Origin of the sequence: Vreelandella profundi (genome assembly GCF_019722725.1) — a bacterium.
GTDB lineage: Bacteria > Pseudomonadota > Gammaproteobacteria > Pseudomonadales > Halomonadaceae > Vreelandella > Vreelandella profundi.
In genome coordinates, this window is record NZ_CP077941.1 from 555,249 (window position 1) to 578,294 (window position 23,046).

Sequence of the window (23,046 nt, forward strand, 5' to 3'; positions counted from 1 at the left end):
TGCGAACTTAATCATGAAATGTTTCTACCATCCCGACCAGGCCGCTCATGCGCCGCCAACGTTTTTACTGCGCGGGCAGCCTGCGCCGTCTCCGGAAGGGCCGGTGCGCGCGGAGCTGCTCTCGCAAGGTTTGGCCATTGCAGGGCTTACGCTGACAGCGCCTAGCGAAGCGGATTCTCCTCGGCTACGTATGCGTTTAGAGCAGATTCATACGCCGCGCTACCTGCAGTTTTTGGAGACTATTTACGCGCGCTGGCAGGCACTGCCCAATGCAGCGGCGTTTGTCGCGCCGAATATTCATCCTTGTGGGGGCGGTCACCACTACCCGCGCCATCCTCTTGGCCAAGCGGGCTGGCATTTGCACGATATGGCCTGCCCGCTCAGTGCCACAAGCTTTCAGGGCGCGCTGGCCTCCGCCGCGACGGCTGAAGCCGCTGCAGAAGAAGTGCTTAACGGCGCGCCGAATGCCTACGCGCTTTGCCGCCCGCCGGGCCATCATGCTGGGCCCGAGCGCGCCGGTGGCTTTTGCCTGCTTAATAATGCCGCGCTGGCGGCCACGGTGCTACGCGAGCGCTTTGCCAAGGTGGCGATCATTGATGTGGATCTGCATCATGGTAACGGCACCCAGGATATTTTCTACGCCCGCAGCGACGTGTGGACCGGTTCGCTGCACGCCGACCCCAGCGACTTCTACCCGTTCTTTTGGGGCGGCGCCGATGAAGAGGGCTGTGGCGAGGGCTTAGACGCCAACGTCAATTTGCCGTTGCCTGTCGGAAGCGATGGCGAGGTGTTTCTAGATGCGCTGGCGGTGTTAATTGATCATCTTCAGAGCTATGCACCCGATGCAGTGGTAGTGGCGCTGGGGTTGGATGCTCATAAAGACGACCCGTTAGCCGGCCTGAACGTGGAAACCGACGCCTTTTTCGATGTGGGCAAGCGCTTAGCCGCGCTGTCGCTGCCCACGGTAATTATTCAGGAAGGTGGCTATCCTACCGAGCATTTAAGCGCCAACTTGGCTGCCTTTATGCAGGGCTTTGCGCCATGAAGCCCACCGGCTTTTACTGGCACGAGCGCTGCTTTTGGCATGACCAAGGGGCAATAGGCGTATTTTCCGCACCCGGTGAGTTTTTACAGCCCCAGGCGGCGTCTGAAAGCCCGGAGAGCAAGCGTCGGTTAAAAAACATTCTCGAAGCCAGCGGGCTGATTGACGAACTTCACGTCGTGAAACCACCGGCGGTAACGATTGATGATCTGCTGCGTTTTCACACCCCGCGCTATTTAAATCTGCTTCAGGCAGGTGACAAAAGCCAAGGCGGTAACGGTGGTGACTGCGCGCCCTTTATGCCCGGCAGCTGGGCGGCGGCTACTCAGTCGGCGGGGTTGGCGGTGGCGGCTGTTGAGGCGGTAGCGCTGGGCGACGTAAGCAACGCTTACGCGCTATGCCGCCCGCCTGGCCACCACGCAGAAGCTGATCAAGGCCGCGGTTTTTGCCTGCTGGGCAACATTCCCGTGGCGGTGATGCGCGCCCGCGCCTTAGGGCAGGTGACGCGCGTGGCGATACTCGATTGGGATGTTCACCACGGCAACGGACAGCAGGCCGCCTTTTACAGCGAGCCTGACGTGTTCACGGTGTCGCTCCATCAAGCGGCTAACTACCCGCTGGAAACCGGTAGCTTTGACGAGCAGGGCGAAGGCCCGGGTCTCGGCGCCAATCTTAATTTACCGCTGCCGCCGGGCTGTGGCTTAGGCGCCTACGCGCACGCCATGGAAACGCTGGTACTGCCTGCGCTGGAAGCCTTTGCGCCTGAATTGATCGTCGTGGCCTGCGGCTATGATGCCTGCGCCAAAGACCCGCTAGGTAAAATGCTGCTCAATACCGAAGCGTTCGCCCGCATGACGGCTCAGCTGAAAGCACTGGCCGAGCGCTGCTGCGAAGGCAAGCTTGTCGTGATACACGAAGGTGGCTACTCGGAGGGCTACGTGCCGCTATGCGGTCACGCGGTTATCCAAACCCTGGCGGGCAGTACGACGACCGTACCCGATCCGCAAAACGATGAAATTGCCGCGTGGGGCTACCAGGCCCTGCAACCGCATCAGCAGGCCTTAATTGAAGGCTGGTGCCAACAGTGGGAGCACGCAAAACGATGACACCGCTTGATGATCGCGATGGCTGGATTTGGCTGGACGGTGAATGGCGTGAGTGGCGCGACGCTAAGGTTCATCTGTTTACCCATACCCTGCACTACGGCATGGGCTGTTTTGAAGGTGTGCGTGCTTACGCAGGCTCTACGGGCACACATCTGTTCCGCGTCGCTGAACACACGCGCCGCCTGGCAGAAAGCGCGCATGCGCTGGACATTCCCCTGCCGTTTAGCGAGGCAGACATCATCACTGCTCAGCGCGAGTGCCTGAGCAAAAATAGCCTAACCAATGCCTATCTAAAACCCACCGTATTTTTAGGCTCAGAAGGCTTGGGGCTGCGTGCTCAGGGGCTCAGCACCCATTTGATGGTGGCAGCTTGGGATTTAGGTCCGTACATTTCACCGCAGGCGGCCACCCATGGTTTGCGCGCACTGACCTCTTCCTGGGCGCGGCATCACGTCAACATCAGCCTGTGCCGGGCCAAGACCAGCGGGCACTACGTTAACTCGATGCTCGCGCTCAATACCGCCGTGAAGGCGGGCTTTGATGAAACCATCATGCTTGATCCGGAAGGCTATGTGGCCGAGGCCTCGGCGGCTAACGTCTTTTTGCTGCGCGACGGCATGCTGCATACGCCGGAAGTAACGTCGTGCCTGCAGGGCATTACCCGGGATAGTGTGATTCAGTTGGCGCAGAAGGTGCTGGGCATTGAAGTGCGTGAGCGGCGGATTACTCGCGATGAGCTATATACCGCTGATGAAGCGTTCTTAACCGGCACCGCCGCTGAGATACTGCCGCTGCGCGAGTTGGATGGGCGGCGTATTGGCGCCCGCGCTGGGGCGCCACCGGCCAATGAACCCATCCTCCCGCGCAGCGTGACGGCTCAGCTGCAGGGCTTATACCGTCAGGCGGTGCGTGGCGAACTGGATGATTTTAGACATTGGCTAACGCAGGCTTAAGCGGTAATCGCAGCCTCTAATGCCGAGAGCTTTCCTGTCTCCAGCGCTGCTTGTACGGCGGTAATACGAATGATATTGGCAAGCGCCGGGTGTGCTAAGCGCGCAACTAACACGCCTTCGGCGAGCAGCTGCTGATGCACCTCGGCGGCAAGCTCCGCGCTGGGTAAGCGAATGCCAACAAAGTTGGTGGCGCTGGGTAGAACGTCCGCCCCTAGGGCGCGAAAGTGTGCTGCCAGCTGCTCACGGCGCGCTTTTACATCGGCCACGTGCTGGTGAACCTCGTCAGGATGATCGAGCACCACTTCCGCGGCCGCTAGCGTTAACGACGACACCGCATAGTGAATGCGCACTTTCATCATCATCGCCAGCACGTCAGGGTCCGCGATGGCATAGCCAATGCGTAAGCCCGCCAGGCCATGAGCTTTTGACAACGTACGCAGGCGTATCACGCCGGGCAGCGCCTGAGCCGCGAACTCGCTGTTAGCATCGTCGCGAAAATCCCCATAGGCTTCATCCAACAACAGCCAGCAGGTGTCGGGCAGCGCTTCGCGCAGCTTAACAATCGCGCTGTCGCTGTGTAAGTGACCGCTGGGGTTGTCGGGATTGGCTAGGTACACCAGTCGTGCATCTTCGTTATGCGCCGCGGCAGCCAGCGCTTCCAAATCGGGTGCCAGCACGCCAGTTGCCTCAACGTAGCTGGGCTCAACCAAGCGGCATCCCTGGCCAAGCGCAAAATAGCCAAAGGTGGGGTAGGTGCCGGCGGTGCAAATGACGGTCGCACCGGGTTCACAGGTCGTGCGCAGGGCCAGCGCAATAAGGCTGTCGGCACCGGCATCGACCAGCAGTGTTTCAAGCGCCATGCCATGCTGGGTACTCAGGCGCTGGCGCACGCCGAGCGCTTCGGCATCGCCGTAGCAGTAAACGTGTTCGGCTAGGGCATCGCCAAAGTGCGCGCGCAGCGCACGGTGGGGCATGTCCAGGCCTTCGTTAGAGCCCAACCGATGCGGGATCTCCTTTCCAATGCGGCGCTCTAACACCTTGATGCCAGGAAACGGATTAACAGGGCCTTCACTGGTTAAGTGCTCGGGGTAGCGGGGCATAGCGGTTCCTAAAAGCGATGTCTAAAAACAGTCGTAATGATCAGCGTTGGGCTTTTCGTTAAAGCACTTTACCGCGATTCAATAGGTTGAGCGGGTCTAGCGCTTGCTTGAGAGTCTGCATCAACTCGATTTCGGCGCTGGCGCGGCAAGTGCTTAGCCACGGGCGTTTTTCCAGGCCAATGCCGTGTTCAGCGGACACAGAACCGCCAAGCGCGGTCAGCGGCTCATAAACCATGGCTTCAACTTCACGGCGAATCTCGATGGCATCGTTGCCGGTACTCACGGAAATATGCAGGTTGCCATCGCCTAAGTGGCCAAACACCACTAGCCGCGCCTCTGGCCAGCGCTGGGTTAGCTGCGTTTCCAGCGCGACGGTGTAGCGCTGCATATCGGCAATCGGCAGACTGACATCAAAGGTGAAAACCGGTGACATGCCTTTGACCAGTCCTTCAATATCTTCACGAATGGCCCACAGCCCATCGCGCTGGGCGTGGGATTGCGCGATCACCGCATCGACAATCAATTCACTCTCTAGCGCGCTTTCCAGCGCTTCGCTGAACTGGCTGGCATTGCGCTCGGCATCGCTGCCCAGTGACTCAATAATCACATAAAAAGGGTGTTCGGTAGCAATAGGCGGCGTATGGCGCCCCATGGTTTCCGTCAGCAAACGGTAGTAGTTTTGCCACATGACTTCAAAGGCGCCCAGGCTTCCGCCTAGCGCTTTGCCCATATGGCTGAGCAGGCCGGTTAACGCTTCAAATGAAGGGCAGGCGACCATCGCCGTCTGCTCGCTGGGTGTCGGGGGCTGCAGGCGCAGCACGGCGCGCGTCACAATGCCCAGGGTGCCTTCGCTGCCAATAAACAGCTGCTTTAAATCAAAACCGGCATTATTTTTGAGCATGCGATTCATCGAGCTGACCACGCGGCCATCGGCCATCACCGCTTCCAGGCCGAGCACCTGCTGGCGCATCATGCCGTAGCGAATCACCCGCACGCCGCCTGCGTTGGTGGCGATATTGCCGCCGATCGTACAGCTGCCTCGGGCGCCTAAATCCAGCGGAAACTGCAGGCCGACTTCTCGCGCTGCTTCTTGAACCCGCTGCAGCGGTGCTCCGGCTTGAACGGTGAGCGTGCCGCCGATCTGGTCGATCTCTTCAATGGCCGTCAGACGCTCCAGGGAAATGACCAGCTCGTCAGGGCTTGCCTCCGCGCCGTGTACTAATCCGGTTAATCCGCCGTGAGTGACTACCGGCTGCTGCACCTCATAACAAGCGCGCATGACCGCCGCTACCTGCTCGGTGTCCGCGGGGCGAACAATCGCTCCAGCCTGGCAGGGCGCACCGGTCATCCAGTCCACGCGGCGGCCATGCACATCGTCACCCGTTAATACGTGGGCCGGGCCAACAATGGCGCGCAGCGCCTCCAGGGTTATCTGCATGAGGGTTCCTTAGCTCATCTTTTCAGTTTGCTACATTAGTGTTTTGAATATTAGTTTTTAACTATTCGATTATGAACGACACCACTTTGAAAACCTACGCCGTAGCCGCTACGGGAGCCACACGCCCTGGAATCGCTTTGAGCAGGGCCTGAGTATATGCCTCGCGGGGAGCAAGAAAGATCTGCTCAGCGCTGCCTTGCTCGACAATGCGGCCATGCTGCATCACCACAATACGATCGCAAATATGCGCCGCCACCCGCAGGTCGTGAGTGATAAAGAGCAGCGACAAAGAGAGGCGTTGCTTCAGTTCTTCCAGCAGCTCCAACACCTGAGCCTGAATGGACACGTCCAACGCTGAGACGGCTTCGTCCGCGACGATCAACTCTGGGTTCAATGCTAGCGCTCTGGCAATGCCAATCCGCTGGCGCTGGCCCCCGGAAAATTCATGCGGGTAGCGCTCTGCCGCCCCGGCGCCCAAGCCGACCATGTCCAGCAGTTCACCTGCCTGCTTGAGCGCCGCCGCTTTTGATGTGCCGTTGGCAATCGGCCCCTGGGCGATCGCCATGCCCACTTTGGTGCGCGGATTGAGCGAGGCGTAAGGGTCTTGAAAAATCATCTGCACTCGGTGGCGTTCGCGGCGCAGCGCATCGCCTTTAAGCTGTGAAAGATTCACGCCATCCAGCAGCAGTTCGCCGCTGTCAGGATGTTCAAGGCGCACCACGCAGCGGCCCAAAGTAGATTTTCCAGAACCGGATTCACCCACAATACCCACCGTTTCACCCCGCGCCAGGGTAAGCGATACATCCTCAAGGGCACGGACTTCTCGGGAGGGTTTAAGCCAACCGCCCCTGGAACGAAACACTTTATTGAGCTGCTTGATCTCCAGCAGCGGGGCTACTTGGCTGGTCTCGCGGTGAGGCGGTACCGCATTGCTGGGAATCGCTGCGATCAGCGCCTGGGTGTAAGCATCTTGAGGATTCTCCAGCACCGCTTTCGCATCACCTAGCTCCACTATTTTTCCGTGGCGCATCACGCAGACGCGATTGGCTATTTCAGCGACGACGCCAAAGTCGTGGGTGATAAACATCACCGACATACCGCGCTGGCTTTGCAAATCGCGAATCAGTTCCAGAATCTGCGCCTGGGTCGTTACATCCAGCGCCGTGGTGGGCTCATCGGCAATCAGTAGAATAGGTTCCAACGCCAGTGCCATGGCGATCATCACCCGCTGGCGCTGTCCGCCGGAAAGCTCGAATGGATAGGCGCGAATGGCTTTTTCGGGCTGTGGGATGCCGACTTCAATTAATAGCTCCAGCGCTCGTGCCTGGCGCTCTTTTGCGGTGAATTGGCCGTGGGCCTCAAACACTTCGGCAATTTGTGCGCCTACCCGCATCAGTGGGTTAAGAGCGGTCATTGGTTCTTGGAAAATCATGCCGATTTTTAGCCCGCGTAGGGCGCGATGCTGTTTTTCTGTCAGGGCGAGTAGGTTTTGCCCCTCGAACATTATTTCGCCCTGAGTGGCGTTGACGCCCTTGGGTAGCAATCCCATTACGGCGTTGGCAGCCATCGATTTTCCGGAGCCGGATTCGCCGACCACGCACATAATTTCGCCGCGCTTTACGTCGTAGCTAACATTCTCCACCGCTAGGGCGCGATCGGCGCCTTTAGGTAGCGCAATGCTGACATCGCGAATGCTAAGCACGCTTTCTGTTGATGCTTCATTCATAACAAGCACTCCAGCCATAACAAGCGCCTAGCGCTCGCGGGAAAGTTTAGGGTTTAGCGCATCATCTAAGCCTTCACCGACAAGGTTTAACGCCAGCACGGTAAGCAGAATCGCCACACCAGGGAAGAAACTCAGCCACCACGCTTGGCGAATCACCGTGCGTGCCGCGCCAATCATATAGCCCCAGGACATCACGTTAGGATCGCCCAAACCAAGAAACGACAGCGCCGATTCCAGCAAGATAGCGGTGGCCACCATTAATGACGCCAGTACGATAATGGGCGACAGCGTATTGGGCAGAATCTGGCGCAGGATAATGGTGCTATTGGATTGGCCAATTAAGCGCGCGGCCTCGACATATTCACGGTTGCGCAGCGACATAAACTCAGCGCGCACCAAGCGCGCCACCGGCGGCCAGCTGACAATCGCAATCGCCAGCACGATCGAGGTAATGCTGGGCTGCATAATCGCTACCAGCACTATCGCTAGGGCAAAGTTGGGGATCGTCTGAAAAAACTCGGTAAAGCGCATCAGAATGTCGTCAACTATCCCGCCGTAGTAGCCGGCAATCGCGCCCAATGGCACGCCAATTAGTAGCGCCACGCTGGTCGAAACCAGCCCGATCAATAGCGATACCCAGGCGCCGTGCATTAAGCCTGAAGCCACGTTGCGGCCCATGGTATCGGTGCCTAGCGGAAACCCATCTTGCGAAAGTGGCGGCAGAAAGGGTCGCTGCACCATACGCCAGGGCGATTCAGGAAACAGCAGCGGGGCGAGTATGGCCATGACGATAATCGCCAGTAGAATAATCAGCCCTATCAGGGCGCCACGGTTTTGCGCGAAGCGTGCGAAAAAGCTCATGCGGCCCCCTTCTTGATGCGTGGATCAGCCAAGCTGTACACCACATCAGTGATGATATTGAAGACGATGACCAAGGCCGCTGAGAAGAAGAAAATACCCAGCAGCAGGTTGTAGTCGCGCTGCTCTAGCGCTTCGAACATCAGGCGCCCAATGCCGGGCCAGGCAAACACGGTTTCGGTCAGAATGGCGCCGCCGACCATTTGCCCCGCCTGCAGGCCTGCCAAAGTGATGATTGGCAGCAGCGCATTACGCAGCACATGGCGACGCTGAATAATGCTCGGCTTTAAGCCCTTGGCGCGGGCGGTTTTTACGTAGTCCTGCTGAGCGGCATCGAGCATCGATGTGCGCGTCATGCGGGTGTAAATCGCCATAAAAAACAGCGCTAAGGTGGTCGCAGGAAGCACCAGATGTTTAGCGACATCAAGCGCCAGCGCAAAGCCGGTATGGCCTGCGCCCACGGTGTAAAGGCCGTAGGCCGGCAGCCAGCCCAGGTAAACCGAAAACACCACCACTGACATCAGTGCGATCCAGAACAGCGGCGTGGCATAAAACACTAGCGCCAGCGCCATAATGATCGAACCAGAGGGCTTTTTAGCTCGTGCCGCGGCCATGGAACCCGCCACAATGCCAAGTACTAACGAAAGTACAAAGGCCGTGCCGGTCAGCAGTAGCGTGGCGGGCAGACGCGCCATAATCAGATCAAACACCGGAACGCCCAGGCGATAGGAGTAGCCGAAATCAAGCATGGCGATGCCCGACACGTAGCGCCAGAGTTGAACATACATCGGCTGGTCGAGGCCGAAGCGCTCGCGCAGCTGATTGAGGAACTCTTGGTCAGCAGCGCCCGCTTGGCCAGCCAGAATAGACGCTGGATCACCGGGGGCCAGCTGAATCAGTAAAAAATTAAAAATGACGATTAAAAACAGCACGATAACAGCTTTAAAAAGCCGCATGAGTATTAAGCGAGCGTAAACCATGGGCACATTCCTGACGTAGCTGAAACGCCCACCCAGCGCGCAACGCCTGGGTGGGGCTAGGCATTTGCTAACAACTAGCGGTCTAGCCAGGCATCCTTAAAGCCGTCGTTAACGCCAACGCTGGACGTCACCAGGTTTTTCACATCACAGCGGTATAGCGTCGGGAAGCCCAGCTCCATCAGCCAGCCAACGGGTACATCTTCATGGAGAATTTCTTGGACTTCGCGGTAAAGCGCCTCACGTTCTGCGTCAGGAAAGGCAGTGGCTGCTTCGTTAAACAGCTCGTCAACGCGTGCATTTTCGTAGCCTTCGACGTTATTCCAGGGCGAGCCTTTGGCAATGTTGTCAGAAAGATAGGTACGTGAAATGCCCAGTGCCGGGTCGCCGTATTGGTATAGGTAGGTGAAGGCCAGGTCATAATCCCAGTCGCCCAGGCGCTGGTTCCAACCGCCTACATCGGTAGCTTGAGTGCTGACGTTAATGCCCACTTCGCGCAGGTTCTGCTGTACGGCTTCGGCCCAACGGGTCCAGGTTTCACCGTAAGGCAGTGGGAGAATGGTGATTTCTTCGCCGTCGTAGCCCATTTCCTCTAGCAGCTCACGGGCACGGTCTGGGTCGTAGTTGTAAGGTTCCAAATCTTCATTCTGGAAGCGCGCGTTCGAGCCAAAGGCAGAAAGCGGCACTTTGCCCAGACCGTTCCACAGCACATCACGGGCGAACTCACGGTCCATGGCGTACATCACCGCTTGGCGAAAGCGCTTATCTGCGGTGGGGCCTTCGCGGTTATTCATCCATAGCATCGAATAGGGGCTAAAGTACTCGTGGCCTTCTTCGGTCATGCAAACGTTATCCATTTGCGCTAAGCGAGGAATGTCGAAGTTTTCGACGGTGCCGCTAGGCAGCACATCGATACTCTCATTTTCGAATGAGATGGCGCGGGAAGCGCCGTCAGGAATGATGTGCCAGTTAATGCCGTCCAGGTAGGGAAGGCCGTCTTCGTAATAGTCTTCGTTTTTCACTAGCTCGATAACCGTGCCGCGTTCCCAGTTAGCGAACTTAAACGGGCCAGTGCCAATCGGGTGGTCGTTGTGTTCGTTATTGCGGAAATCAGTGCCGGCGTAAAGGTGCTCGGGCACCATGGTGAAGGTGCCCGCTTCAAACGAGAGCAGGAACGGGCCAAAGGGTTGAATCAGAGTAAAGACCACGGTGTGGTCGTCGGTGGCCTCAATGCTTTCAACGTGCTGTAACACGGCCCGCGCGCTGGGATTTAACTCGCGATGGAAGACATCGGCAGAGAAGACAACGTCATCTGCGGTGAAGGCTTCGCCATCGTGCCAGGTAACGCCTTCGCGCAGGTGGAAGGTGTAGGTACGGCCGTCTTCACTGACGTCCCATGACTCTGCCAGCTGCGGCATCGGCTCAAGATCAGTGGAGTAGCGTATGAGCCCTTCGTAAATATTGCCCGCTACGGTGCGCGTGGGGGCATTTTGAACCATACCCAGCACCAGGCCTGGCGGCTCTGGCTGAATAATCGTGTTAACGGTTCCCCCTGCTTTGGGGTCTTCGGCCAGGGCGGCAGAGGTAAAGGCGAGTGCTGCAGCGGAAATAGCCAACGCTAAAGTTTTTTTCATGTTTCCTGCTCCTCAGTTATTAGCACGTAATGAGTTTACGTAGTCGTTAGGCGAGCGAGGCGTGGCGTTTAAGGCCCAGTTGTAGTGTTTGTTAGAGACCTTCTTTGAAAATAGCAGCATGTGGTAAAACTGTCGACAGTCGGCAATCGTTCGTCGACAAGGAGGTTTTTTTCGTCATACTGAAGAAAACGCGTCATACCCCATGAGTAACGTTTATGGTCTCATCAACGGTGCCTCCTAAGGCCTTTATTCAACAGCAAAACTTAGCCGAGCAAGTTGCCGACTACTTGACCCAAGCGATTGTTAAGCAGCATTTTTTACCCGGTGAACGGCTTTCAGAAGTGCAGCTTTCCCGCGACTTGGGCGTTAGCCGTGCACCGGTGCGTGAGGCGGCGCGCCTGTTGGAAAGCCGCGGGCTGCTGATATCAAAACCCCGGCGCGGCTTCTTTGTGAGGGCGTTGAATGCCGTTGAACTCGAAGATGTCTTTGATTTTCGGCTGTGCCTGGAGCGTCATGCGATCCACCGCCTAGTCGGCCGCTATACCGCCGATGCCGAGCGCGCGCTAAAGCAACAGGTAGAGGTGCTCTGTGAGGCCGCCATCGGTAACGACGGCACGCGCCGTATTGAAGAGGATCTGCAGTTTCATCGTTTAATGCTGCACTACGCCGGCAACGAGCGGCTGCTGCGCGCCTTTAACGACTTGAGTCACGAGCTGCGCTTATGCATTACCTTAATTACCAAAACGCATGAAGCCCCCGACACCATCGCGACCAGCCACTTCAAACTGCTCGATGCGCTGGATAGCGGCAGCCCTGAGGCTTGCCGCGAGGCAATTGACTACCATATCGGCGTGGCCCGCGACTCCGTAGTAAAGGGTGTGGGCGAAATAGCGGGGGCATACTGATGAAAACATTCTTTCACGCTGAGCAACTGCTCCATCAGCCGCAAACCTACTTCTCCCGCGGGAAAATGCGCACGCCCCAGGAAGTGCCCGAGCGCGCCACGCAGCTATTGGCAGCCGCTCAACGTCTTGGTTTTGATGTTCAAGCACCCGCTGATTACGGCGTGGCGCCGCTAAGGGCGGTCCATTCGTTTGCCTATCTGGGTTTTCTTGAAAGTGCCTATCGGCGCTGGCACACGCTTGACGAAGACTGGGGGGAAGAGGTGATCTCCAACATCTTCGTGCGCTCGCCCAACGCCCTGCGCGGCATATTGGCAGAAGCCGCGCGCTACCTAGCAGACGGCAGCGCACCGGTGGGGCAACATACTTGGCAGTCGGCATACTGGTCAGCGCAAAGCGCGGTGGCCGGTGCCGAGGCCTTGCTGGCGGGCGATCAGTTTGCCTATGCGCTATCGCGCCCGCCGGGTCATCACGCAGGCATCGACACCGCCGGTGGCTTTTGCTTTCTCAATAATGCCGCCATTGCCGCGCAGCATCTTAAAACGCGCTATCCGCGCATCGTGGTGTTAGATCCCGATATGCATCATGGGCAGGGTATTCAGGAAATCTTCTACCAGCGCGACGATGTGCTGTATATCTCGATTCACGGTGATACCACCAATTTTTACCCCGCAGTAACCGGCTTTGAAGACGAGCGTGGTCAGGGTGCGGGGCTGGGCTACAACCTCAACCTACCGATGCCTCACGGTTCGCCGGAATCGGTGTTTTTTGATCGCATGGAACAAGCCTGCCAGGCCATTCGGCTGTTTGAACCCGATGCGATAGTGCTAGCGCTGGGATTCGACATTTACGAGCGAGACCCCCAAGCCAAGGTGACTGTTTCAACTTCAGGGTTCGCTGAGCTAGGCCGCAAAGTAGCCAGCTTGAACGTACCCACGCTAGTGGTGCAGGAAGGGGGATATTATCTTGAAGGATTGGAAGCCAACGCGGTGAGTTTCTTTGCAGGGTTGCTGGGCACCGCTTGATACTGGTGGCAATGCCGAATCCAAACGCTCGATAAGAGTAAGACAAGCTATCAATGTGTCTGGCAAGATAGTCGCTTTCTTTGATCAGCAAAACGATTCGATCAGCAAACGAAAGGACACGGCATGGCCCACCTGCTACGCATCGTGATGATTCACGGCCACCTGGAAGGGGTGGTGGAACTAAGTGTGGACGGCCACACCAATATTTGTGGCACCAACGCCTCAGGCAAAACCACGCTGCAGCGGCTGGTGCCGGTGTTTTACGGCGAGCTGCCTAATAAGGTCGTGCCGAAAACGCGGATGAAGTTCGATGCGTTTTATTTGCCTCATCGTAACAGCTACCTGGTGTACGAATATCGTCGCGAAGCGGGCAATGTCTGCCAGGCGGTGCTCACCCGCAAAGCCGAAGGTGGGGTCGAGTATCGCTTTGTAGGCGGGCCCTATCAGCCGGAAGATTACTTGGTTGAAAGCGAGGCGGGCGTGGCCGCGTTAGATTACAGCCAGTGGGCCAGCGGCCTGCGTCGCAGCGGAACGCCGGTGTCGCCCAAGCTGGGCGCGACCTCTGAATTTCGATCGGTGATTCAAAACGACTTTACCCAGCTGCACGGCAACAGCCGCGACGGCCTCAAGCTGCGCCAAATCGCCGCCCAGTTCAGCTTGGTTAAACCTGAGCGCCGCATTCGCCATATCGAAAAGCTGGTTTCCGCGGTGCATGCCAAAGAGGGCAAGATGGACACCCTCAAAACCATGCTGGCGGCGATTTTCGAAGAGGATGGCGTTGAGCTTCCGGTCACGCGCATTCGCAATACCAAGGCACGGGAGTGGATTGCCCAGATGCGCCAATCCATGCGCCTAGAGCCGCTGCAGGCATCGCTAGCTCGGTTGGCCGGTATCGACCGGGAACTAGCCCATTTAGATGCCACGCTATGGCAGCTAAAGCCCCAGCTTGAAGATGACCGCCAGCGGGCAGAGCGGCGTATGGCCGATGTGGATGCTGAGCTTGCTCGCCATCAGCGCGACTTTCAGCAGCGTGAAAGCGGCTATGCCCAGGCGCGCGATGAGCTTAATGATCGCCATAGCGAAGTGGTCAGCGATTTACAGCACACCCAGCGCCGCCTCAATGATCTACAAACTCAGTTTGAGCGCTACTCTGATGCGGACATGCCCGCCCTGGAGCGCGACATCAACGCGCTGCCCCAGTGGCGCGAACAGCGCGATCAACTGCTTGCCCACTTAAATGAAATGCAGGGCGCGGTGAAGGAGAGCCAGGCGCGCCTGGATGGCCGGCTGCGCGAACTCTCAGAGTCGTTAGCTCGCCAAACCCGTGAAGCCCAGGAGCTGATCGACGCCTTAGTGGAAGAAAAAGCCCAGCGCCGTGAACAGCAGTGGGAGGCGGAGCAAACGCTCAATGAGCGCTATCAGCAGGAGCGCCAGCGCCTTGAGGGCGAGTATCAGGCCCAGCTAGAGCTAGGCGTTGAGCAGCTAGCCGAGCTGAAAGCGCAGCTTTCGCTGACCAGCCAAACCACGGAAGAGGCCAACGAGACGAAGCTTGCCCAGGCGCGCTTGGACCAAGCCCAGCAGGAGCGCAGCGGGGCGGCCGCAACCCTAGACGGGCTACGCCGTGAGTTTGAAACCCGCAAGCGCGAACGCGATGCCGCTGAGCAGCAGCTGGTGCAGCTTCGCCAGCTGCTTGAGCGCGCCGAGCAGCGCAGCTTTGCGCTCTATCAACAGCGTGACCCCGAGCAGGGCAGCCTGCGCCATTTCCTGCGCTACCATCGCCCCGGCTGGGAGCAGCAGCTAGGCAAGGTCGTTGCCCCAGAGCTATTAGAGCGGCGCGATTTAGCCCCACGGCTTGCCGAAGGCGCTAGCGACGACCTGTTTGGATTGGGGTTAGACCTTTCTGCCATCGCCCTGCCGAGCTACGCCCAGGATGAAGCCAGCCTGCTGGCCGCGATTGAAGAGGCGGACACCGCCAAGCGGCGCGTGCAGACAGAGTGCCAAGCGACTGAAAAAGCGCTTAAACAGCACAACGAGCGCGTACAGCAGGCCGATGAAGCTCAGGATCAGGCCCGCATGGCGCATCGGCGCGCCGAACAGGAAGTCGAGTTCGCGCTAGAGGCGCGCCGCCAGCAGCAGGAGCGCCAAACCAAGCACCAGCAGGAGCGCCGCGCCGCCCATCAGGCCGCGTTAGCCAGCCAAGAGCAGGCGCAAACCGCGCTGCGTGAGGAAAAACAGCAGGCGCTCGCGGCGCTTGGCGAAACGCAGCAAGGCCAGCTGCTGGAGCTAAAAGCCGACGGCCAAAGCCAGGTAGACAGCCTGGATGCCCAGCTGCGCCAGTATAAACAGCAGCTTAGCGATGCTAACGCCGAACACCAGCGCCAGCGCGCAGAGCTTGAAGACGCCTTTAGTCAAGAGCTTGCCGAGCAGGGCGTCGACCCGGCCCAGCTAAAAGCCACCAAAGAGCGCCTGGCGAGCCAGGACGAGCGCATCCGCACGACCGCCGCGCGGCAGGATGAACTCACCGACTACACGCGCTTTATGCGAGTGGAGTGGGGGCAGCACAAGCCGCAGCTTGTCGCCCAAGAGGCGGAGCTTGCGCAGGCCGACCAACAATTGGCACGCGATAAAGAGCATCTGAAAAACGACTTTCAGGCCGCGCGTAAAACTCACCAGGGAGCGGTGAGCGGGCTTAAAACCCAGCGTGAAAGCGAACACGCCTGCCTGGAAGCGTTGAAGCCACTGCTCACGCAGTTGGAAAGCCTAGCTATTGAACCTGATGGCCAAGTGCCAACCCAAGCGCTGGGTGATGTGGATGAACGCATTGAGCGCGCCCGGCAGGCATTAGGCAACCGCCACCAGCATATTGAGCAGCTGCGCCGTGGCTGTTTAGAGGTCGAAAGCCAGCTGATTAAAGATGCCAGCAGCGGTTTTGCCGAAGCGTTGGAAAGTGAGCGCAGCAAGCTGCAAAGCGACAACCCACGCCTACAGCTGCCGCTACTGCGCGACATGCTCAAACTGCTCGAAGACCAACAGCAGCAGCTGATTCAGGAAGGGCGCAATCTCAGCGACGACCTGGATAAGTTCTTTACCGTGTTCCGCGATTTGAACCGGCGCATCAGCGCCCAAAGCCGAAGGCTCTCTGAAGAGGTTGCCGATGATCTGCGCCTGGAAGGCATCACGAAAGCCGAAGTGCGCATTCAGTCCACCATTGATGAACTCGGCTTCTGGGAGCCGCTGAAGTTGTTTGCCCAGCGCTATAAAGAGTGGCGCGAATCCGGCCAGACGCTGCCCAGCGACGACTACTTAAACACCCTGGCGGACGTGGTCGATTTACTGCGCAGCGACCAGCAGTACAGTTTTGAAAGCCTGCTGCGCCTGGAGCTGCATCTCAACGAAGGCGGCACGGATCTGGTGATCAAAAACGACCGCCAGCTGTTGGAATCCTCCAGCCACGGCATGGCGTATCTGATTCTGTGTAAATTCCTGCTCGCCTTTACCCGTTTGCTGCGCGGCGATGCGGAAATCGCCATCCACTGGCCGATTGATGAGATTGGCACGCTGGCGTATCACAACGTCGAAAAGCTGTTTGATGCCTGCGACAGCAATCGCATTCACATTGTGGGTGCCTTCCCCAACCCTGAATCGGACGTGCTGCTGCTGTTCGCCAACCGCTACTTGATTGATCGCGATGATACTCAGCCCAACAAACGGGTGCTAAAGCGCATTGAGCCACGGTTAAGCCGCTTGGCCGAGCGGCTTCAAGAACGTCAGCAGGAGGTGACGGTATGATCGAACATGGCCCACTGCTAGAGCGCCTGCTGGCCGGTGAGTTTGTCTGCCCGATCAGCGATGAGAGCGGCTACCGCCATCTCACCAATGAAGAGACCCGGGAGGAGATCGATACCTACCTGCGGCCGCTTAACCGGCGGCTGGCCAGCAACGAAGACGGCAGCGTCTATTTTCTGGCTTGGCGGCAGTTGAACGACAGCGCTCGTGATCAGCTTTCGCGCCAGCTGGGCGATACGCTTAATAGTCTGCTGCCGCTGTTGGAATGGCTGCAGCTGGTTCAAGAAGCACTAGGCCGCGATACGCTGGCCGCCCCCGGCGATGTGCTGAAACCCGCTGAGTTCAGCGCCAAGTGTGAAGATAACCAAAGCCTGCGCGAGCGCCTGGAACGCCTAGCCACCGACAGTTTTTTTGGCTCCCAAAGCGACCAGCTCGATGCCCAGGTAAAGCAGGTGTTCAAGCGCTTGAAAGAGCACGGCTACCTGCTTCAGCCGCATTCAGAGCGACAGGTTTTTGTGGTCACCGGCAAGATCGACTACTTAGTCGATCTGGTACGCTTTATCCGCGATGAAGAAAACCTGCCGATTGAGGCGGAGGAGGGCAGCGGTTCCCAGGAGGCGCTGCTTTGAATAAAAGTGTGAGCCTGAGCGTGAATAACAGTGCGAGTGAGCTAGAAAGCCGCCTGGTGAAAACCGGCAGCGAGCGCTTGGCGCTGCTGGGTAAGCATGCCGATGTATTAATGCAGGCCTACACCCGCGATGAAGTGCCGCTAGAATCGCTCAGCGATAGCGGGCTGCGTAAGCTGCTGGCCGCGCGCATTTTATGGCGGCCCGACGAACAAAGCGGCGTGAAGCTGGCGCCCAAGGTGCGCGAACTGATTGCCGAGATGCTCGCCGATGAAACCCGCCGCCATGTGAACGCCGACGTAGCGGAAACTCTGGAGCTGATTCGCGCCCTAGTACACAGCTACCGCGAAGCGCGCAGCCGTGGCGAGCACTGGCGGTTAGAGCAGCAGTTGATGCGCCTGCGCCAGGAGGTCGACGACCTTAACGGCCGCTTCGCCGATGCTATTGATAGCCTTTGGCAGCGGCTGAACAGTGATTTTGGTTTTGTCAGCCAGCTCAACGACAAAATCCGCGAAAACGACCGCGCCCAGAAGCAGATCGCTCGCCTGTTAGATGGCCTGGCGCTGATCGACTTCGACGAGCTGATTGAGCTAGTGGGTAGCGACGGCAGTCTGCGCAAGCTATTGATCAGCCAGCTTCAGCAGCAGTTAAGTAATCACTACACCGGCCTGCGCGAAGTGCAGCGGCGCTTGATCGAGCTGATGGCGCGCTTTCGCAAGCAGCAGGCGCGCAGCCGCTTGATCAGTGGCATGGCGGCGTTTATGCGCGAACATCCCGGTTTTGTACCCGGTAACTATGCACGCCGCAGCGACGTGCCCACGCTGGTTAATCAAGCCGCACCGCTAAGTGCCGCCGCCGCCCCGGCGCTGGATCGCAACCTCGACAGCCAAGCCCTGGCTGAGCTGCTGCACCAGCTACCCCAGCCGCGCCATACCACCCAGTCAGTAGAAGCCGCGGCCCCTGCTCAAGCCCAGCAAACCAGCATAGCCGCCGCCCGCCAGCAGGCGCTCAAACAGGATGTCGAGCACTTCTACCTAAGCGTGATCGATCAGCCCCAGGCGGAACCGGTTAGCGCCCTTGCGTACCTGCAAGAAAGCCCGCTGGAGTGGCCGGATGAAATCTGGCTGTTCCAGGTAATTGCCGAGTACCAGAGCCTGCCGCGCAACGACCAGCGCGCGTTTCAGCTCAAACAGCAGGAAAGCCAGGCCAGCCGCTTCAATCACCTGCGCCTGATTCACGACGTTGAGCTACAGCTGGCTGTGCCGGTATGAACCTGCCCAGCCGCGCGCGCACCGGGCTTAATGAAGTCGCCCGCTTGCTCTGCCAGCAGCCCACGGTAGTGAGGCCGCGCCGTCAGTGGGTAGACGACATGGTGGCCTGGTGCCATCAGCATGATATTGATCTAGCCGCGCGGCTAAGCGGTAAAACGCTACGCTTTGATGCCGTGCTGTTGGCGCAGATTAACGACGTACTCGAAAGCGCCAAAATAGCGCCACTGGGCCGCTCGCTCAGCGGGTTAACCAGCACCGCCCAGGCGAAAGAAGGCGTAGAAGAAGACAAAACCAGCCGCGAAAGCCCCCGCGCACGGCGGGTGTTAATCAGCCTACCGCCGGAAGCCTCGCCGTTGTTCGTACACGGGCTTGCACAGCCGCCGAGCACTATTCGCGATGTGGATATCCAGACGCTAAAGCTAAGCGCATTCAGCGCTTTAATTCAGGTCGAAAACCTCGACAGTTTCTATGCGTTTACAACCGATAGCTCAGCGCTAAGCGACTACGTTAATCCGCTGATCGTCTACCGCGGCGACAGCCACTACGGCGGTGGCTTCGCCTTGCTGGCCGAGGCCTGGCATAAAACCGGCAGGCCACATATTTATGCCGGTGATTTCGATGTTAAAGGCGTCACGCTAGCGCTCGATAGCAACGCCACTCACTTGCTCCTGCCCACCATCGAATGGCTCACACTGCATATCACGTCGCTGCATGTGCCTGCTGAGCAGTTTCCTTATCAGCGCAGGCTTCGCAAACACTTTGCTGCGCTGCCGTCCGCTCATCCATTGCGTGAGTACTTAACGCTGCTGCTGGAAAAGCAGCGTGGGTTAAAGCAGCAGTGGTTTGGTGGGAAGATGGTTTGTGTGGGGCTGGTGTAATTGCTTACCTATTTATCGCAAGCCCCCTGTATTGTGCCCTTCGACCGTAGGCGCATTGCTGAGTGATGCGCCTGCGGCAGTATGATTGAAACCGGCAAAACGCGCAGGCACGCGAATTTTGAATATACTGCCAAATTTTGCTTTGCTCTCAGCAGAAACAATGGGGTAGAGTCAATTTTCGGGGCAGCATAACCTCAATCAATGTGCCGTCGCGTTTATTGAGGTTATCTAGCCTTCCGTATAATCACTGTTATGCGCCTCACTAATTTTACCGTGAAAGAATAAGAAGGAATATATGGCAGTATCACAACAAGTTTTGCACTTGATGAAGGTTAAGTTCTTAAAAAACTTAAAAGACCTTGAGATCTCTTTTGAAGGGTCTTCCGTTACTGCAATATTAGGCCCAAATGGAAACGGGAAGTCCACAATTCTACACGCTTTAGCTTGTTCGTTCTCACCAAACGAATTTGGCGAGGATTACAAGTTTAGCTGGTTTTTTCTCCCCAGCACTGATGCTCTATGGAATGATAGTGAGCTAAGTATTATTCATAGTTTTAGAGATGCTCAAGTAGTACATCAGAGCGTACCGAGAGAATATAAGAAAACACAGGTTCGGTGGACTCCACGATACGCTAACAGACCAAAGCGAGACGTATTTTACATTGGGATTGATAAGTGCGTCCCCATGATAGAGTCAGAAAAAAAACAGGCTAAAATAAATTATTCAACCAAGGAAGTAAATGAAGATATTATCAACATCATCCTTGAAAAAGCATCGGTTGTGCTGAATCGAAACTATTCTGGCTACAACGTCCATACAGCATCCGGAAAGGAATTTATCGGAGTCGTTGTTGACGGTCTCAGATATTCTGCTCTCAGCATGAGTGCTGGCGAACAGAAAGTATTTTATATTCTTGAAAAAATATTTAGAGCGAATAAATACTCACTTATATTGATTGACGAACTTGACTTGTTGCTACACGACCAGGCAATGAAAAAACTTGTTGATGTGATTTTAGAGCGGTCTAATGAAAAGAAACTTCAAGTTATTTTCACGACTCATCGAGAAAGTATTTTGGAGCTTGAGGATAGGATAAATATAAGGCATATCGTTTGCCGTCCCAACAAAACTTTATGTTTTAATGAAACGAAACCTGATGCAATTAACAGGCTTACAGGAGTTCAGCCGACACCTATAGAAGTGTTCGTAGAAGACGACCTTGCGGCTACTATCGTGAAGAAAGTTGCAGCTAAGCTTAGGATTGCAAAATACACGTCGGTAAGAAGATACGGCGCAGCCACCAATTGCTTTACAACTGTAGGAGGGTTGTTACTTGGTGGTGAAACTTGTGATAACTCTCTTTTCGTATTGGATGGAGATGTCTATCGAACACCTGAGGAAAAAGTTACCGCAGTTAATAGGGTGCTGACTGGCCATGATCAAAATGTTCTACAGGCCAAATCAATCGCAATTTCTATTATTAAGCAGTTTATCTTGCCGGATGCTGTACCGCCTGAAAAGCACCTCCACTCTTTGTTGATTAATATGGTGGAAACTGACAATGATGAATTTAATGAAATTATTGAAGTGGCCACAGAAATTATAGCTGTTGATAATGAGCATAAGTTTATTAATGATATTATTCATAGGCTTGGCTGGGAAAGAGCAATAGGGCTTTCAAAAATAGTTGATCTTGCTGCCACATCTGGTGATTGGGATAACTATGTTAGTGAAGTTTTTGCGTGGCTTAGCTCTAAAAAAGATAACATGAGAGAGGAGCTGGCGGTCGCATAACAAGCCACTTCACTCGGAAATTTTACTCGCTTTGCTCCCAAAATTCCGGTGAGTGGAGCGTTATGTTCTTCGGGAAAGCTCATGGAAGCACTGATAGATACGTTTAGAAATTCACTGCTAAGCATAACGAATGCGCGCTTTTATGGAACAGAGCGAGGATTCCAAGGAGAGCTAAGTGCTGAATTGTGATCCAGGCTTAAGGCGCTTGAAATCGACGGTGCCATCGTTGAACAGGAGTATCAAAAACGAATGAGGGATCATGGGTTTCAAATTCGCCCTGATCTAGCAATTCACATTCCTTTTGAAGGCGCCGGATTCGAGAGTCGTTCGCAGGGTAATTTTGCGGTTGTTGAATTAAAGCGTCGAGCTAGCAGAAGTAGTGCTCGAGCTGACTATCAAAACCTTCAACGAATGTGCCAAGAGTTAGGTTACCCATTGGCCATATTCATAAACATTGATAGCAATGAGACTTTCATTGATGAGTGCTCTCCGTCGGGCCACGGAGCTATCCATGCATTTGCGGTTAGGTTTATTGAAGGTGAGGTCCAAATCACAGAGCAATCCAGAACATAACAAGCGCAATCACGCGGATCAAATTTCCGCTGCGCTTCAATTTTCCCGGTGTTGCGGGCGTTAAGTTTTATCGAGGAAGAAATGCGAATTCTAATCGGAATCGCTTCCGGCATAGTGTTGGGAATGATTGGCTGCCTGTTTATTCTAGCTGGTTCATTTGTTTCATCAGCGTATGGAGCAAATGCTATAGGTATGGTATTAGCAATGCCGGGGTATATAATTATCGCTCCGGGGCTTCTTGGGGTGGGGCTAATCGACTATTTGCCAATGCATCTTATTTTCCCTAGCGGTGGTGCTTCAGGAGTTTTTGGTAGTATTTTGTTGCTTGCAATAATTTTCTGGTCGACCGTACTTAGTTTTCTATCATCTAAGCGATATTGGCCGTACAAAACCTTAACAAAAAGCTCAAGCAAGGACGCCACAAGCGGCGCCGCTTAGCTTGGCATTAGGTGAGCACAGAATCGAGTATGGATAAGAAAGCGAAGAAAATATTATTCTCCACCTACTGGAAGAATGGATGGATTGACTCCAAAGATAGAGTTCTATCTGGTCAGAACTTTGAGTACGCTAAGTCACAAGATTTAATGTTTGATCCAATTTCAATTTCTCATGATGCGTGCATAGAAGCTATTGAAAATTTGGTTAGTGAAATATCACGAGAGAAAATTGCTAAAGGTTTTTTAAGTAGCCTGACATCTCGCCGTTTGGACTGGAGGTCTTCTTTATCTTCGTATTCAATTGCCAAAAAAATACCAGTGCATAAATATACACCAGTTATCACCGGCACTGCATATACTGATGGGAAGCTCACTTCACACTCTTATACCTGCGGGGTGTGCAGGGATTGCCAATACGGGGTAGTGGGCTGTCAGAACTATGATGATGCTGATATAAACGTATTGAATTTTGAGCGTATTAAATGGGGTGGTGTCCGTCATGGTGATATCTTGTACACGTACTTTGACTTAAGCCAATTTTCAAATGCAGATATCCCTGAGCCTGATGATGAAGATATTAATTGTTTCAAGGAAATATTGAAAACCATCGAGTTCTCGAAACCATCAGATTACCCTAGTGCCCTGGAAAAAAGATTGGCTGGTGTCGTAAAGTCTAGCAAAGCGGAAAGACAGGTATTAATTGAAATTTTAGCCAGTATTGGTGTGTTAAAGCCTGGCAGCTACGATCGACCCGTTAAAGGTAGGAATGACTGGGTTTTTGTTGAATATTGGCGAGGTGAAGACAAATATTGTCATAAGGCTGTAGGTGAATATTTTGGGAAATATCTGTAGCTACGAGCGTGGCAAATCACCTGACAAGCGCATGTTGTCGGACTGCTTTTCCGCTGCGCTCCAAATC

18 protein-coding genes are annotated in these 23,046 nt (G+C 55.7%); 12 read left to right on the plus strand and 6 right to left on the minus strand.

The genetic code is table 11. From position 1 onward, the window contains the following. Positions 1–13: 13 nt before the first annotated feature. Genes KUO20_RS02640 through KUO20_RS02650 form a run of 3 tightly spaced genes read left to right on the plus strand, consistent with a single transcriptional unit; the run spans position 14 to position 3,101 of the window. The gene (locus tag KUO20_RS02640; protein WP_235041365.1) at positions 14–1,045 is read left to right on the plus strand and encodes a histone deacetylase family protein; all 1,032 of its coding nucleotides are present in this window, start codon (positions 14–16) and stop codon (positions 1,043–1,045) included. After that, entirely contained in the window at positions 1,042–2,148 is a 1,107-nt protein-coding gene (locus KUO20_RS02645) for a class II histone deacetylase (protein WP_235041366.1), read from the plus strand. Before KUO20_RS02640 ends, KUO20_RS02645 begins: the two co-directional genes overlap by 4 nt. After that, complete coding sequence (locus KUO20_RS02650) at positions 2,145–3,101, plus strand: branched-chain amino acid transaminase (RefSeq protein WP_235041367.1); 957 nt, start codon at positions 2,145–2,147, stop codon at positions 3,099–3,101. Before KUO20_RS02645 ends, KUO20_RS02650 begins: the two co-directional genes overlap by 4 nt. Here the strand turns inward: KUO20_RS02650 and KUO20_RS02655 are convergent. The 6 genes from KUO20_RS02655 to KUO20_RS02680 form a co-directional block, all read right to left on the minus strand. Further along, complete coding sequence (locus tag KUO20_RS02655; protein WP_235041368.1) at positions 3,098–4,201, minus strand: pyridoxal phosphate-dependent aminotransferase; 1,104 nt, start codon at positions 4,199–4,201, stop codon at positions 3,098–3,100. The two genes, KUO20_RS02650 and KUO20_RS02655, sit on opposite strands and share 4 nt — an antisense overlap. 58 nt (positions 4,202–4,259) lie before the next feature. Further along, complete coding sequence (locus tag KUO20_RS02660) at positions 4,260–5,639, minus strand: FAD-binding oxidoreductase (RefSeq protein WP_235041369.1); 1,380 nt, start codon at positions 5,637–5,639, stop codon at positions 4,260–4,262. 94 nt (positions 5,640–5,733) lie between these two features. After that, positions 5,734–7,365, minus strand: coding sequence for an ABC transporter ATP-binding protein (locus tag KUO20_RS02665; protein WP_235041370.1), 1,632 nt, complete (start codon positions 7,363–7,365; stop codon positions 5,734–5,736). Between the two features lie 27 nt (positions 7,366–7,392). Beyond that, positions 7,393–8,226, minus strand: coding sequence for an ABC transporter permease (locus KUO20_RS02670; RefSeq protein ID WP_235041371.1), 834 nt, complete (start codon positions 8,224–8,226; stop codon positions 7,393–7,395). Beyond that, on the minus strand, positions 8,223–9,203 hold the full coding sequence (locus tag KUO20_RS02675; protein WP_235041372.1) for an ABC transporter permease: 981 nt from the start codon (positions 9,201–9,203) through the stop codon (positions 8,223–8,225). The genes KUO20_RS02670 and KUO20_RS02675 overlap by 4 nt, the downstream gene beginning before the upstream one ends. A gap of 74 nt (positions 9,204–9,277) precedes the next feature. Then, positions 9,278–10,834: an ABC transporter substrate-binding protein gene (locus KUO20_RS02680; protein ID WP_235041373.1), complete on the minus strand. Its 1,557-nt coding sequence runs from the start codon at positions 10,832–10,834 to the stop codon at positions 9,278–9,280. Positions 10,835–11,049: 215 nt separating this feature from the next. Between KUO20_RS02680 and KUO20_RS02685 the strand changes: the two genes are divergently transcribed. The 9 genes from KUO20_RS02685 (at position 11,050) to KUO20_RS02725 (ending at position 22,979) form a co-directional block, all read left to right on the plus strand. Continuing rightward, a complete protein-coding gene (locus tag KUO20_RS02685) occupies positions 11,050–11,739 on the plus strand; it encodes a GntR family transcriptional regulator (RefSeq protein WP_235041374.1) in 690 nt (229 codons plus the stop codon). Continuing rightward, on the plus strand, positions 11,739–12,761 hold the full coding sequence (locus KUO20_RS02690; protein ID WP_235041375.1) for a histone deacetylase family protein: 1,023 nt from the start codon (positions 11,739–11,741) through the stop codon (positions 12,759–12,761). The genes KUO20_RS02685 and KUO20_RS02690 overlap by 1 nt, the downstream gene beginning before the upstream one ends. Positions 12,762–12,884: 123 nt before the next feature. Continuing rightward, a complete protein-coding gene (locus KUO20_RS02695; protein ID WP_235041376.1) occupies positions 12,885–16,550 on the plus strand; it encodes an ATP-binding protein in 3,666 nt (1,221 codons plus the stop codon). Further along, positions 16,547–17,176 (plus strand): condensin complex protein MksE, encoded by a 630-nt coding sequence (locus tag KUO20_RS02700; protein ID WP_235041377.1) that lies wholly within the window; start codon positions 16,547–16,549, stop codon positions 17,174–17,176. The genes KUO20_RS02695 and KUO20_RS02700 overlap by 4 nt, the downstream gene beginning before the upstream one ends. After that, positions 17,173–18,444 carry a hypothetical protein gene (locus KUO20_RS02705; RefSeq protein WP_235041378.1) on the plus strand — a complete coding sequence of 424 codons (1,272 nt, stop codon included), beginning with the start codon at positions 17,173–17,175 and terminating at the stop codon, positions 18,442–18,444. The genes KUO20_RS02700 and KUO20_RS02705 overlap by 4 nt, the downstream gene beginning before the upstream one ends. Continuing rightward, positions 18,441–19,322 carry a DUF7281 domain-containing protein gene (locus KUO20_RS02710; RefSeq protein ID WP_235041379.1) on the plus strand — a complete coding sequence of 294 codons (882 nt, stop codon included), beginning with the start codon at positions 18,441–18,443 and terminating at the stop codon, positions 19,320–19,322. Before KUO20_RS02705 ends, KUO20_RS02710 begins: the two co-directional genes overlap by 4 nt. A gap of 295 nt (positions 19,323–19,617) precedes the next feature. Then, positions 19,618–21,117 (plus strand): AAA family ATPase, encoded by a 1,500-nt coding sequence (locus tag KUO20_RS02715; protein ID WP_235041380.1) that lies wholly within the window; start codon positions 19,618–19,620, stop codon positions 21,115–21,117. Between the two features lie 654 nt (positions 21,118–21,771). Next, complete coding sequence (locus tag KUO20_RS02720) at positions 21,772–22,128, plus strand: hypothetical protein (RefSeq protein WP_235041381.1); 357 nt, start codon at positions 21,772–21,774, stop codon at positions 22,126–22,128. A 29-nt stretch (positions 22,129–22,157) separates the two neighbouring features. Beyond that, the gene (locus tag KUO20_RS02725; protein ID WP_235041382.1) at positions 22,158–22,979 is read left to right on the plus strand and encodes a hypothetical protein; all 822 of its coding nucleotides are present in this window, start codon (positions 22,158–22,160) and stop codon (positions 22,977–22,979) included. The last annotated feature ends 67 nt before the right edge of the window (positions 22,980–23,046 follow it).